Annotated in this window: 11 protein-coding genes; 10 read left to right on the forward strand and 1 reads right to left on the reverse strand. The window is 46.3% G+C overall.

Going from position 1 to position 12,889, the window contains the following annotated elements; genetic code table 11:
- The first annotated feature begins 10 nt into the window (after positions 1 to 10).
- The 8 genes from KW93_RS12360 (at position 11) to KW93_RS12395 (ending at position 8,870) form a co-directional block, all read left to right on the forward strand.
- Positions 11 to 1,063 carry a hypothetical protein gene (locus tag KW93_RS12360; protein ID WP_033543329.1) on the forward strand — a complete coding sequence of 351 codons (1,053 nt, stop codon included), beginning with the start codon at positions 11 to 13 and terminating at the stop codon, positions 1,061 to 1,063.
- A gap of 32 nt (positions 1,064 to 1,095) precedes the next feature.
- On the forward strand, positions 1,096 to 2,235 hold the full coding sequence (locus KW93_RS12365) for an EpsG family protein (RefSeq protein WP_033543330.1): 1,140 nt from the start codon (positions 1,096 to 1,098) through the stop codon (positions 2,233 to 2,235).
- Between the two features lie 25 nt (positions 2,236 to 2,260).
- A complete protein-coding gene (locus KW93_RS12370; protein ID WP_033543331.1) occupies positions 2,261 to 3,190 on the forward strand; it encodes a glycosyltransferase family 2 protein in 930 nt (309 codons plus the stop codon).
- A 31-nt stretch (positions 3,191 to 3,221) separates the two neighbouring features.
- On the forward strand, positions 3,222 to 4,346 hold the full coding sequence (locus KW93_RS12375; RefSeq protein WP_033543332.1) for a phosphotransferase: 1,125 nt from the start codon (positions 3,222 to 3,224) through the stop codon (positions 4,344 to 4,346).
- Positions 4,347 to 4,380: 34 nt separating this feature from the next.
- Complete coding sequence (murJ, locus tag KW93_RS12380) at positions 4,381 to 5,946, forward strand: murein biosynthesis integral membrane protein MurJ (RefSeq protein ID WP_052131611.1); 1,566 nt, start codon at positions 4,381 to 4,383, stop codon at positions 5,944 to 5,946.
- Complete coding sequence (gene galU / locus KW93_RS12385; protein WP_033543333.1) at positions 5,943 to 6,824, forward strand: UTP--glucose-1-phosphate uridylyltransferase GalU; 882 nt, start codon at positions 5,943 to 5,945, stop codon at positions 6,822 to 6,824. Before murJ ends, galU begins: the two co-directional genes overlap by 4 nt.
- A gap of 67 nt (positions 6,825 to 6,891) precedes the next feature.
- On the forward strand, positions 6,892 to 8,163 hold the full coding sequence (locus KW93_RS12390) for a nucleotide sugar dehydrogenase (RefSeq protein ID WP_033543344.1): 1,272 nt from the start codon (positions 6,892 to 6,894) through the stop codon (positions 8,161 to 8,163).
- Between the two features lie 155 nt (positions 8,164 to 8,318).
- On the forward strand, positions 8,319 to 8,870 hold the full coding sequence (locus KW93_RS12395) for a DUF4126 domain-containing protein (RefSeq protein ID WP_033543334.1): 552 nt from the start codon (positions 8,319 to 8,321) through the stop codon (positions 8,868 to 8,870).
- A gap of 352 nt (positions 8,871 to 9,222) precedes the next feature.
- Here the strand turns inward: KW93_RS12395 and KW93_RS12400 are convergent, their stop codons facing one another.
- Positions 9,223 to 10,257, reverse strand: a complete 1,035-nt coding sequence (locus tag KW93_RS12400; protein WP_033543335.1) for a polysaccharide deacetylase family protein — start codon at positions 10,255 to 10,257, stop codon at positions 9,223 to 9,225.
- Between the two features lie 426 nt (positions 10,258 to 10,683).
- Between KW93_RS12400 and KW93_RS12405 the strand changes: the two genes are divergently transcribed.
- Together KW93_RS12405 and KW93_RS12410 are read left to right on the forward strand one after the other, a co-directional pair.
- Entirely contained in the window at positions 10,684 to 11,715 is a 1,032-nt protein-coding gene (locus KW93_RS12405; protein WP_033543336.1) for a WxL protein peptidoglycan domain-containing protein, read from the forward strand.
- Positions 11,716 to 11,834: 119 nt separating this feature from the next.
- Positions 11,835 to 12,731: a DUF1028 domain-containing protein gene (locus KW93_RS12410; protein WP_033543337.1), complete on the forward strand. Its 897-nt coding sequence runs from the start codon at positions 11,835 to 11,837 to the stop codon at positions 12,729 to 12,731.
- Positions 12,732 to 12,889 lie beyond the last annotated feature (158 nt).

The following is a 12,889-nucleotide window of genomic DNA, read 5'->3' on the forward strand; positions in this document are numbered from 1 at the left end:
AGGGCCGTCGATGAAGATTGCGCTGGTATGCCCATCGAATATGCTTTTCATGCCGTACGTCGGCAATTACACAAAAGTGCTTGACGACAGCGGCATCGATTACGATGTGATCAATTGGGACCGTAATGGTACTGAGGAACCGGACCATCCGCTGAAATTCAGGGACAATAAGGCCGACCTGCAAAGGGGGTATATCGATTACTTCAAATACCGAAATTTTGTTCTCCGGATTCTGAAAAAGAATAATTATGACAAAATCATCGTTTTCAGCATCCAGCTTGCATATTTCCTGAAGCGCTATCTCCTGAAATATAAAAAAGGTGATTACATTCTGGATATCCGGGACTATAACCGGATTCTGAAAGCTTTTGATATCAGGAAAGTGGTGGAGGGTTCGGCATACACGGTCATTTCATCACCCGGTTTCCGGAAATGGCTGCCGGACAGCGGAAATTACCTGGTAAGCCATAATACGACGATTGACAGCATTGACGAACTGAAGGAATGCCAAACCGCTTTTCTTCAGAAAGATAAGGTGAAAATCGCATTTATAGGCGCTTTGTCCGATTACAAAGTGAATATCGATTTTATTGATTCCCTCAAAGACTGCGGAAAAGTCGACCTGGTCTTTCACGGAGAAGGCCTGGCCAATAAGGACATTGAAGAATACATTGTCCGCAACGGGGTCAGCAATGTGGAATTGACAGGCCGTTACACAAAAGAGCAGGAAAATGCCCTGTACCATGATTCCGATCTGATCCACGCACTCCGCTACAGCGAAAATATCAATTGCCGGACATTATTGCCGAACCGGCTGTACAACGCCGCTTTGCACGGCAAACCGGTGATTGTCGCGGAAGACTCCTATCTAGCGGATCTGACCCGCCAGTACGGTCTTGGTCTGGTGGTCGATTCGTTTTCGGATTTTGAAAGAAAAATCAGCCGTTATTTCGCGGAGTTCAATTTTGAGGACTATAAAGCGAAACGAAAAGACTTTTTTCAGAAAGTGGTTGAAGACAATCTGGTGTTCCGGGACAGCGTCAATAAATTCCTTGGCTTCTAAAAAAACTTCCAGAAGAAACGGCAGGGCTGCCCATGATCGTATACATTGCATTTTTAAGTGTTCTTTTCGGATTATTGCTTTTTGAATTGGTGGCTACATGGAAAATGCCATATCAGGGAAATCTGCAGGCAGCGGACAGCAGATTTGCGGAACCGGCTGCAGCAGATGGGCTGGGCGAAGAAAAACTGCCGCATGCCTCAAGCGGCAAGTACACCGTTACCATCCTGCTTGCCTGGACAGTGATTTTCCTGTTTTCCTCCCTGCGCTATAATGTCGGCTGGGATTATAAGGCTTATTACGCAACGGTCCGCTATAACCTGGTGACGAATATAGTCAGCAATGGGGAACTGGCGACGATCTTCCTGATCGAACTTGCCCGGGATATGGATATGACCAATTTGTATTTCTTCCTCAATTCATTGATAACCATCGTTCTGGTGGCGTTGACTGTCAGAAGATACAGCAAGGATTACTGGGTCAGCATCATTTTCTTTGTCTGTTTCCCGCTCTTTTTCCTGAATTCCCTGAGCGTCATCCGTCTTTTTACGGCTCTGGCCATTACATTTTACGCGTTTAAATTCATCGAACGGGGACAGCTGCTGCGGTATGTGCTGGCAGTGGGGCTTGCCGGTATGTTCCATGCCTCGGCGTTTATCGCGATTGCCTTCTATTTTATCCGGAATGTCAGGCTGGATATCATGAAGCTCGTCATCGTTTTGGTTTCTTTGCCATTTGTAAGCGGGATAATCAACTTGCTGGTCGTCAGATACCTGCCGAAGTATGCGACCTATACCGAAGCGACATCAGCACAGGAAGGGACCAAGGCCGTTTATGTCCTGGTGCTGATCGGCATCGTCGCCCTTTTTCTGCGGGACAGGATATTGGAAAATGATCGCATCGCCAATATGTACTTCAATTTCTATTTCGTCGGACTGGGCATTTATCTCATGTTCTTTACGCAGGGGACGATGGGCCACCGCCTGTCTCTTTACGGCACTTTCTTCTCGCTCCTGCTCATTCCGAAAATCATGTCCCTGTTCAAACTCGACAGCAATCGCGCTCTCCTGAAAGTGGGATTCTCCATTTTCAGTATCGTTATTTTCCTTTATATCGTCTACGTCGGTTCTGCCACCTATGTTCCATATAAAACGATTTTCCAGATCAGGTATTAAATAGACTGCGAAAGGTGTGGGGAATGTGCCGAAAGTGTCAGTGATAATGCCGATTTACAATAAAGCCGAGAGACTCCGTCACAGCATTGAATCTGTCCTTGGACAGACATACAAGGATTTCGAGCTGATCATGATCAATGACGGATCGACTGACAGCAGCCACGAGATTGCTTTGGAATTCAAACGCAAAGATCCGAGGATTGTCTATTTCAAGCAGCGCAACCAGGGAGTTTCCATCACCCGCAATAACGGCATCGATCTGGCGAGAGGGGAATTCATTTCTTTTTTGGATGCGGACGATGTCTGGCAACCTGAATTTCTTTCGAAAATGGTGTGGAAAGCGGGTGAGACAAATGTCTGTTACTGTGCCCATTATTTCACAACGGAAAGGAGCAGCCAAAAAGCGCGTTTCAATTTTGCTGAAGGAGATATTCTCGAGCGGTACCTGCTTAACAGCTGCAACCCGAACACAAATTCCTGGCTGATCCGCAAAGATTTCCTGGATCGGCATGGAATCCGTTTTTCTGCCGGAGTGAGCTGGGGAGAAGATCTGATTTTCTTTTCGAAAGTGCTGGTCCACGAAATGGAAGTGCTGGCAGTCCGCGATTATTTGACTAGCTACCATATTGGGCAGCCGGACAGCCTGAGCGAGAATTCCATGGATAAAATCAAGAAGGATCTTGAATGGATGGAGGCGGTCAAGGATTATATCTGCACGCGTGTAAAGGAAAGTGAGAGACGGAGCAGAGCCCTGTCAGCCATTGATTCCTACAGGATTGCAGGGGCGATTCTGTACCGAGTGGACCGGAATATCAGGTTGATTGATAAAAAAGAATTGAAGAGCATCCTAAAGACTTATGATGATTTCATTCGGATATTCAACCTGTCGAATGGCCTCCGGAGCATTAAATTGATGCTGCTGTATTTGAAAGTCAGGATGCAATTGCTGGTTTAAATACTGTCCAGTTGAGAAATGGAGGTGGAAGATGGTGAAAAGATTGAAGGAATACTACAAAAACAAAAAGAAAATAGTGGACAAATTCTATGAAAGCAAAAAATTCCTGTATCCGGGAAAATACAGTTTTGATGAAAGCCTCACTTATATACACCTGGACGATCAGAATGTCATGAGAAAATCGGTCGACTTGTTCAGCCAGGGGCTGCCGGTCGTGAATTTCTTCAAAGACCGTTTTTTTACCAAGACAGTCGTCACCAAAATACTCCGGTTTTATTTCAATAAAAAGCTGGTGATCAGCGAAAAGGCGATTGACGGCTATAGAGGCACAGTTTATCTGCCGGGAGGAAATGGCAAGGAAGTAAAAATCTTTGATTTTGAAAATAAGGAAGTATTGATTTTCTACAACAGCAAACACGCTTTGAAAGGGAAACTCCGTACTTACAATCAATTCAGCCATTATTTTCCGATACCTCCCATTATCGACGCAGATGAGAAACAGCGGATCATCATTGAACGCTATATAGACTATAAGAGCAACATGCACTGGAGTGAATATGACTTCAATTTTGTGGCAAATGAAATTTTTCGGAGGTATCTGGAATATTTCAAAGAAGCCATAAAGTCGGGGGAAATGAATTGGATGGCTCCAGCCGGGATTTTAAAGTCCCTGCCCGAAAAAGATGAGTTTATCGAAGAAATTCTGGCTGGAATAAGCCCTGAACTGTTGGAGAAACCTTTTGCGGTTCTCCCTATTCATGGAGATCTCTGGTCGTCGAATATTCTGATCGATAAAGAAGATCCGCAGAACATCTTTTTTATTGATTGGGAATTGGCTGGTGAAATGTTCTTTTTCTATGATTTTTTCGCTTTCATGTGGAACGAAGCACTGACAAACAAGAATTTCAGTTTTATAAGAAGCTACGCCAATGGTGAATACGATGATTATTACTATCATGCTTTCGAACTTTTCGGGTTGAAATTTGATGCGGCCAGAAGGCAGGAGTATTTAAATATATTCTTTTTGAATATGTACTTAAAAAGGTGGATGGAAACAGCTCCCGATTATCTTGAATTCCTCCATCTTGAATACCGGAATCTTATGAACTATGTTACTTCTTTGACCGTGCTGCCTGAAATGCCCAGGCGGAGCTGATCGATTGCAAGCCAGAGAGCGCAGGTGACAGAACATGAAAAAAACGATTCTTGCATTAATGGCGGTAACCATTGTGGTGAAGCTGACCGGGATGATTAAGGAAATCGTCTTTTCCTATTATTACGGTGCTTCCAACATCACCGACGCCTACCTCATTTCATTGACGATTCCGGCCGTTATTTTTGCTTTGATCGGAGCGGGCATCGCGATCGGCTACATTCCGCTCTACAATAAAGTCGAAAATGAGGAAGGGAAAGAAGCGGCGAATGCGTTCACGAACAACGTATTGAATTTCGTCATGCTGTTTTGTACAGGGATTGTGGTTGCCGTATTCCTGTTTACCAAACCGCTGATTTTCCTCTTTGCCTCAGGATTTGAAGGAGAGACGCTCGAAATGGCGATCCTGTTTACACGGATCAGCATTGTCACAGTCTACTTCACCGGAATCCTCTATATCCTGGAAGCCAACCTGCAGGTTAAGGATGCCTATAAAGTGGTGCAGATCGCGGTAATCCCGATGATGCTGATCACCATCGCATCGATTGCAGCGAGCGCATCCTACGGAATCAACATTCTTATCATCGGCAGTGTGGTCGCCGTCATTGCACAGGCTTTGATCATCATCGTCTATGCTTATAAAAAGGGGTATCATTATCAGTTCAAAGTGGATTTCAAAGATTATTATCTGAAACGGATGATCACCCTTTCGCTGCCGGTAATCCTGGGCTCCTCCGTTGTCCAGGTGAATAAAATCGTCGACCGCACGCTGGCATCCCAAATAGCGGAAGGCGGAATTTCTGCGTTGAACTACGCTTATAAGATAGAGGGATTCATAACCGGGATATTTGTCCTTTCGATTGTCACGGTCATGTATCCGAACATTTCCAGAATGGCGGTTTCCCGGAATTTCATCGGCATGAAAAAAGCGTTATCCGAAGCAATCACGGGCATCAGCCTGTTTGTTATACCCGCCACAGTCGGGGCAATGATTTTTGCCAAGCCTATTGTCGTATTGATGTTCGGCCGCGGAGCATTCGGGGAAGCCGCCATTGCCATGACCTCGATTTCGCTTTTATTCTATTCAGTCGGCATGATCGGCGTGGGCATCCGGGCCACGCTGGTCAAGGCCTTCTATTCGCTGGAAGATACAAAAACGCCGATGATCAATGCATCCATCGCTCTCGTTTTGAACATCATTTTAAACATCATTCTTTCCAGATTTCTGGGAATTGGCGGTTTGGCACTGGCCACATCCATTTCGGCGCTATTTGCCACAGCACTGATGTTCTTCAGTTTGCGGCGTAAGATCGGTGCGCTGGGAGCGAAAGAGATGATGGTGTCATTCGCGAAGATCAGTTTCGCATCCATCATCATGGGAATCGGCGCAAAACTTATCTTCGAAGCGCTGTCACTCCTCATCCACGAGAATATCGCCTTGCTGCTGGCGATAGCAGCAGGGGCAGTCATCTACTTTACCGTCATCCTGTTCACCAAAATAGATGATGTTACGGCCATCACCAATGAACTCAAAAAGAAATTCCGCAAAGCTGGCGCAGCAGCGCAGGAAGAAAAATCAACTCTCAGGAGGAATTCAGTATGAAGATCAGAAAAGCGATTATACCGGCGGCAGGGCTTGGCACCCGTTTCCTGCCGGCTACTAAGGCATTGCCGAAAGAGATGCTGCCGATCGTCGATAAGCCGACCATCCAGTATATCGTCGAAGAGGCGATCGCATCCGGAATCCAGGATATCATCATCGTGACCGGTAAAGGGAAACGGGCGATAGAGGACCATTTCGACCATGCCTTTGAACTTGAAGATACGCTCAGAAAAAAAGGGAAGCTTGATATGCTGGATTCCGTCATTGAATCTTCTCAGGTGGAAATTCATTATATTCGCCAAAAGCAGCCACTGGGTTTGGGGCACGCCATCTGGTCCGCGCGCAACTTCATAGGAGATGAGCCTTTTGCTGTATTGCTTGGAGACGACATTGTCGTAAATGAAGAACCTTGCCTTGCCCAGTTGATGGAACAGTACGAACAAACCGGCAAAAGCATCATCGGAGTAAAACAGGTTCCGGAAGAGGAGACGAGCCGCTACGGCATCATCGATCCACTGGAACGGGTAGGCAAACTGATGAAAGTCAGCAGCTTTGTCGAAAAACCGCCAGCGGGAACGGCACCATCAAATTACGCGATTATGGGTCGTTATATTCTGGACCCGAAAATCTTTGATTACCTGGGAGAACATCAAGTTGGCACAGGTGGAGAAATCCAATTGACGGACGCCATACAGAAGCTGAATAAAGAACAGCAGGTATATGCTTATGAGTTCGACGGACAGCGTTACGATGTCGGCGAGAAATTCGGATATATCGAAACAACGATTGAATTTGCTCTGCAGCGGCCGGAACTGCGCGATAAACTGCTTGAACTTTTTGAAAAGAAATTAAAAGAGTCGCTGCTTATGAAAGACTGAAAGCATTTAGAAAAGCAATCAAAAAAATGTCCTGGCAATGGGTTTGAGGAGGGAACACACCAGCATGATGAGGGAAAATTTACGGATAGGGGTTATTGGCATGAGTGTTGCCGGTTTGCCGATCGCCAATGACTTCGCCAGGCAATACCCGGTCATTGTATATGACATGGAAGAGGAATTCAACGGGGATCCTGCTGTAGACCATGCGCCTTTTAAAGTGCCGTATGGTTCGACAATTGAAGTGGTGCAGGAACCGGGCAGATTTTCAGAGGCCGGCTTACTGATCATCGCCGTTCCTGTGACCATCAGCGCAAGCAGGCACGCCGATTTGTCTTTGCTGCTGAAAGCCTGCGAAGTTGCCGGAAGAAACATGAAAAAAGGAGCGGTTGTGGTAATTGCTTCGGCCGTTTATCCGGGTGCCACTGAAGAGAAATGCATCCCTGTGCTGGAACGCCATTCCGGACTCGAAGCCGGTAAACATTTTTTTGTGGGCTTTACTCCTGAAACAAAAAGACAGGAAGCGGACATTTCTTCTGTCGCGAAGCAGCGCAAAATCATTGCGGGACAAAACGATCCGGTGCTGGACTATCTGGCGGAAATCTATACTTCTGTCTACCGGGAGCAGGTGTTCAAAGCAGAATCGATTCGCATCGCGGAAGCAGCTGAATTTGTCACTGTGATCCAGCAGACTGTAAATAATGCATTGATGAACGAACTTGCTGCAATTTTTAAATTGATGGATGTGGATACACAGGAAGTTTTGCAGACTGCTGCTGTTGCGAAAGATTTTTTGAATTTCAGTCCCGGCTTAAGTGGAAACCATGGAAAAATGCAGAATTCCTATCAGCTCGTTCAAAGGGCACTGGCTGTCGGACATCATCCAGAAATCCTGATAGCTGCGCTTCGGGTTAATGAGAGCGTGGGCAATTCGATTGCCAATGCCATCATCAAGGAAATGAATCAGCTCAATCTGCCATTGCAGTCGGCAGCAGTCGTGGTGCTAGGCGTAACGAACAGAGAAGATTCTGCGGTCATCGAAAAATCGAGAGTTTTTGACATGATCGAGGAATTGCAGCAATTCGGCCTGAAGATTCAGGTGGCCGACAGTTTGGCCGATGCGGAACAGACGGAGCTTCAATTCGGCATACGACTCACGCCGTGGGAAGAATTGTCGCCTGCAGACGCCGTTATTCTTGCCATGCCCCATAAGGAAATACGTGACGGGGGATGGAAATTGATTCTGGCTCTGCTGAAAAGTCAAAACAGCATCGTTTTCGATATTAAAGGCGTACTTGATAAAAATAAAAAACCGGAAGCAGTGGAGTTATGGAGACTTTAATCCGGACTATCCATAAGCGGAAGAAAAAAGCAGGTGCAAGCCGGGACTTTCCGGACAGCGCTTGCTTTTTCGATTTTAGGGGTAAAGGGACAATATCAGGAAAACTCAAGTTTAATGTAACTTGAAGAAAACAAATGATTGGGGATTATTCTACTATGGAGACGATACTGGCAATATGCATTGGCCTGGCATTAAGTGCGACAGTGGGATTCCGTATATTTACGCCTTTACTCATAACCGGCATATTTGTAAGAGCAGACTGGATCACATTATCGGAAGGCTTCAGCTGGATCGGCAGTACGCCGGCATTGATCGCATTTGGAACGGCCACCTTGTTTGAGATTGCCGTCAATTATATTCCGGCGGTTGGGTCATTTATGAAAGTGCTCGCCACGCCGCTTGCAGCAATCGCCGGTATCCTGCTGACAGCATCGTTCATCGGGGATATGAATTCCTTGCTGGAGTGGAGCATCGCAATCATCGGAGGAGGCGGCGTCGCGACAGCATCGCATACCGCAGTAACCGCTGTTAAAGGAGTGAGTGAAACCGCTTTTCTCAGTCCGGCGGTCGCTGCAGCGGAAGACACCACCGCCACGCTCGTGCCGATAGCCATTTTTCTTATTCCGTTGCTGGCGATTGTGTTTGTTGTTCTGATACCCATTTTAATCTATGTTTTCTACAGCAGGCGGCGCATGCGCCATGTGTAGTTTTTGATTGCCTTCGCTGTTGCGGAGGCTTGTTTTTATGGAATAAATTTGTGATGGATTAAACTATGTGCAGCTGTTGCAGGAGATTCGGTAACCGCAACTAAAATGGAGCTAACCGCAACTAAATCAGATTTAACCGCAACTAATCCCGCCGCAACCGCAACTAAAAGTAGAAACTCCGCAACTGAATAATTTAATTTTGAAATATTTAACTTTTTAAATTTTTTAAGTCGAAAAAAATGATTCATTTAATAGTGCGAAGGCTGACCCTCACCCCAGCCTACACATCCTAAAAAAATATGAGAAAATCAACCATAAAAAAGAGCCGGAAACAAATCCGGCTCCACTCGCCTTATCGCGGAATCACCAATACCTGGCCGACACGCAATAAATTGACATTCGTGATTTTATTGGTGGCGGCAATTTTTGCTACAGTAGTTTTATATCTGGAGGCGATACTGTATAAAGTGTCACCGGCTTTAACGGTATATTTGACGGAAGTGGCAGGCGGCTGTGTTGCAGTCGTACCCGGAATTTTCAATACCTGGCCCACGCGAAGCAGGTTAACATTGACGATATTGTTGGCGGCAGCAAGTTTAGCGACTGTCGTGTTGTAGCGTTTGGCAATTGAATACATCGTGTCGCCAGCTTTTACCGTGTATGTGGTGCCTCCCGCTGCAGGAGGTGATGCCGGCAATTTCAGCAATTGTGATACAGTGACGAACGTATAGCCTTTCGCTTTCAATTTGGTGATGATGTTCGGCAGTGCGGCTGGTGTGCCCGACGCGCCCGCGCCTGTATGCATCAATACGATGGTGCCCGGCACAATATTATTCACCACTTTGTTGGTGATGGTGGTTGCGGAATCGCCTCGCCAGTCAATGGTGTCGATATTCCAGTGGATGGTATAGCCGTATCCCGCTGCTCCGATGCCGGCCAATACATTGGCATTTACAGAACCATAGGGTGCTCTGAAAATAGGTTTTGTCGTTTTGCCGGTCAAATTTTTAACTATGGTTTCCGTACGGTCAAGCTGTGATTTCATCTGTGCGGCAGTGAGGGTCTTAAAATCGGGATGGGAATAGGAATGGTTGCCGAGCTGATGGCCTTTTGCTGCAATGTTTTTAATCGCCTGCGGATGTTTTTCCGCACCCGACCCAGTAAGGAAAAAAGTGGCTGTAACTTTATGCGTTGACAGGATATTCAGGATCTTATTGATGTTCGTCCCATCCGATCCGTCATCGAAGGTCAGTGCCACCACCTTGCTGGTCGTATTTCCTTTTGTTACATACTTCGAACTGGCTGCATCAGACTGGTCGCTGAATGAAAACAAACTGAATAACACCAATAACACGACAGCTGCAATTTTACCGATTTTCGTGCCCACAAATTTCACCCCTTTTTTTATTTACACTAATGAGCGATTAGCGTATGTACGAAGGCTGTGGGCGATGATTCATATGTATTTTTGCAGGTTGAAATTGCAATTTGGATTAACTCAAGTATACCACATGTCAAGACACTTAACCATGAATTATTAGATTTTTCTGTCAATTAATGATGTTATATTTCCCGCCACAATTAACCCGATAATTCGAGTGCTGATGACAAAAACATATAAATGTCTTGATTTATTGTTACAATCATTGTAATATAATTGTAATATAAGCGATAAAGGCAATGAAGATGAAATGAAGACACAGAGGATACTCATTTATCTTGTAGGGCTGTACTTACATAAACAATAAAAAGGCAGCTGTGTCAGTGAGGCACAGCTTTTTATTTTGTAAGAATAATTTACTGGGGGAACAGTATGGTTTTGCGTGTTCTTATTTTATTTTCTATGATGTTAATGATTCCAATGGCGGCGGATGCTGCAGATTCCGCCAATGATTTTAAGATTGATGTGCTGGCTGCCGAAGGCCAGAAAAACTTTTCGGAAGGCTATTTCAATCTGGATGCTGAACCCGGCAAAAATTTATCACTGGATTTTCGTGTAACAAATACCAGCGATGAACCGCTTCGACTGCAGGTGCAGCCGGTAAACGCACACACGGCCGATAAAGGCGGCATTCTTTACAGCGCCGATGAGGAAGCGAATAAAGATAGCGTAATCCGTATGGAGGAGCTTATCGATGTCCAAAAAACGTTGACAGTTGCGGCGAACAGTGCAGAAATTGTTCATGTCCATCTTACTGTTCCTGAAGCGGCAAGCGGTACCCTGCTCGGCGGCATCATGCTGACAGCGGAAGGGACACCGGATAACCTGTCAATCGAATCACTGAATAACGGCGGCAGCAATTATACAATTGAACAGCCCGGGCAGCGGCTCGTCGCTGTCAAAGTAAATCTTGCCCAAAAGTCCGCTGCCGGCTTTTCTATGGATAAAGTGGACTTCAGTGCATCCGGGAACCGGTTAACGGTCAATGTGAAAAATGGAGACGCGGCAGTTCTTGAAAATATCCAGGGCACTTATACAGTGATGGATAAAGATGGCGAAGTCCTGCTTACAGGCGTTGTGGAACCATTTGCCATGGCACCGGTTTCCGAAATTGATTTTCCGCTGGATCTGAAAGGCGTATTGCTGGAAGAAGGTAAATATGTTCTGATGGTCAAAGGCAATACGGATGGAAAAGAGTTTCTTGCTGAAGAAAAATTCACTGTCACTGAATCACAGACAACAGGAATTGCCAGCTTATCGGCAGAATCAAAGCCGTCAAATTTCCCGCTGATCATCGCTGGTGCTTTGGCCGTCCTGTTTTTACTGCTGCCTGCGATTCTAAAGCTCCATAAATGGAATGAAAAGAAAACATACACGAAGCTTTCCGAAAAAAATAATCTTTGATTGCTGCGGCTGTGCCTGTCTATTCAGGTGCAGCCGTTTCTGTTTGTACAGGCAACAATTATAATTTTCAATTAAAACTTTTTAGAAATTAAGGTAAACTGGACAAAAGGGGGATGAATATGAAGAAACAGGTGAGTAAGGAAAAATTGGTGGCAACATTCTCGATAGTGGGAGCGGATCCGAAAACCGGTGAAGTGGGAGTGGCGGTGCAATCGAAATTCCTGGCAGTCGGTGCCGTAGTGCCATGGGCAAAAGCGAATGTGGGAGCAGTGGCGACGCAGTCATGGGCCAACACAAAATATGGTCCGGAGGGGCTGGAGCTTCTGAAACAAGGGCTGTCGCCGGACGAAGTCATCGCCAAACTGGTGACGGATGACCCGGGCCGCAACCTGCGGCAAGTTGCAGTGATTAACGCACAGGGTGAAGCCGCGGCATTTACGGGAGAAGAATGTTTCGACTGGGCCGGCCATAAAACAGGCAAAAACTACTCATGCCAGGGCAATATCCTCGTCAGCGAGGAAACCGTAACCGCCATGAGCGCATCATTCGAACAATCGACCGATCCGCTGGCTGAACGGCTGATCAAAGCATTGGCCGCTGCCCAGCACGCTGGCGGCGACAGCCGTGGCAAACAATCTGCGGCGGTCTATGTGGTTCAGGAAGGCGCAGGATACGGCGGTTATAACGACGTAAAAGTGGACCTCCGCGTCGACGATCACCCCGAGCCGATCGATGAGTTGCTGCGCCTTTATGAGCTCCACAAAATCTTCGGCGAAAGCACGGACGAGCAGCTTGAAATCGAAGGCGAGCTGTTTGAAGAGGTCAAAGGGCACCTTGTGCGCCTCGGCCTGCTGGACTCCATCGACCACGATGGCTATAACGATACCGTAAAAGATGCATTGAAAACCTTCACGCTGCGCGAAAACTTCGACGACCGCTGGAGCGAAGAGCGGCTCATCGACGAAGTGGTGCTGGAGCAGCTGCGGAAGAAGCAGTTAAAGAATGAAACAGAGTGAGATGGAACCGGGCAGCTGGAGGGCTGGCCGGTTTTTGTTTGGGGAAGAAATTGAGAGTAGTGACTGGTAAAAATTTTTTATAACGGGTGGTATACCTGCATACGGATTGGAAATATTATCTATATTTATTTTACAAATAATTTGAGGTGCGGCTTGAA

It is taken from the genome of Planococcus sp. CAU13 (assembly GCF_000775575.1).
Lineage (GTDB): Bacteria > Bacillota > Bacilli > Bacillales_A > Planococcaceae > Planococcus.

Coding starts and splice junctions, on each gene's coding strand:
- murJ (WP_052131611.1), top strand. CDS start 4,381: ATGAAAAAAACGATTCTTGCATTAATGGCGGTAACCATTGTGGTGAAG.
- KW93_RS12365 (WP_033543330.1), top strand. CDS start 1,096: ATGATCGTATACATTGCATTTTTAAGTGTTCTTTTCGGATTATTGCTT.
- KW93_RS12360 (WP_033543329.1), top strand. CDS start 11: ATGAAGATTGCGCTGGTATGCCCATCGAATATGCTTTTCATGCCGTAC.
- KW93_RS12405 (WP_033543336.1), top strand. CDS start 10,684: ATGGTTTTGCGTGTTCTTATTTTATTTTCTATGATGTTAATGATTCCA.
- KW93_RS12410 (WP_033543337.1), top strand. CDS start 11,835: ATGAAGAAACAGGTGAGTAAGGAAAAATTGGTGGCAACATTCTCGATA.
- KW93_RS12375 (WP_033543332.1), top strand. CDS start 3,222: ATGGTGAAAAGATTGAAGGAATACTACAAAAACAAAAAGAAAATAGTG.
- KW93_RS12395 (WP_033543334.1), top strand. CDS start 8,319: ATGGAGACGATACTGGCAATATGCATTGGCCTGGCATTAAGTGCGACA.
- galU (WP_033543333.1), top strand. CDS start 5,943: ATGAAGATCAGAAAAGCGATTATACCGGCGGCAGGGCTTGGCACCCGT.
- KW93_RS12390 (WP_033543344.1), top strand. CDS start 6,892: ATGAGGGAAAATTTACGGATAGGGGTTATTGGCATGAGTGTTGCCGGT.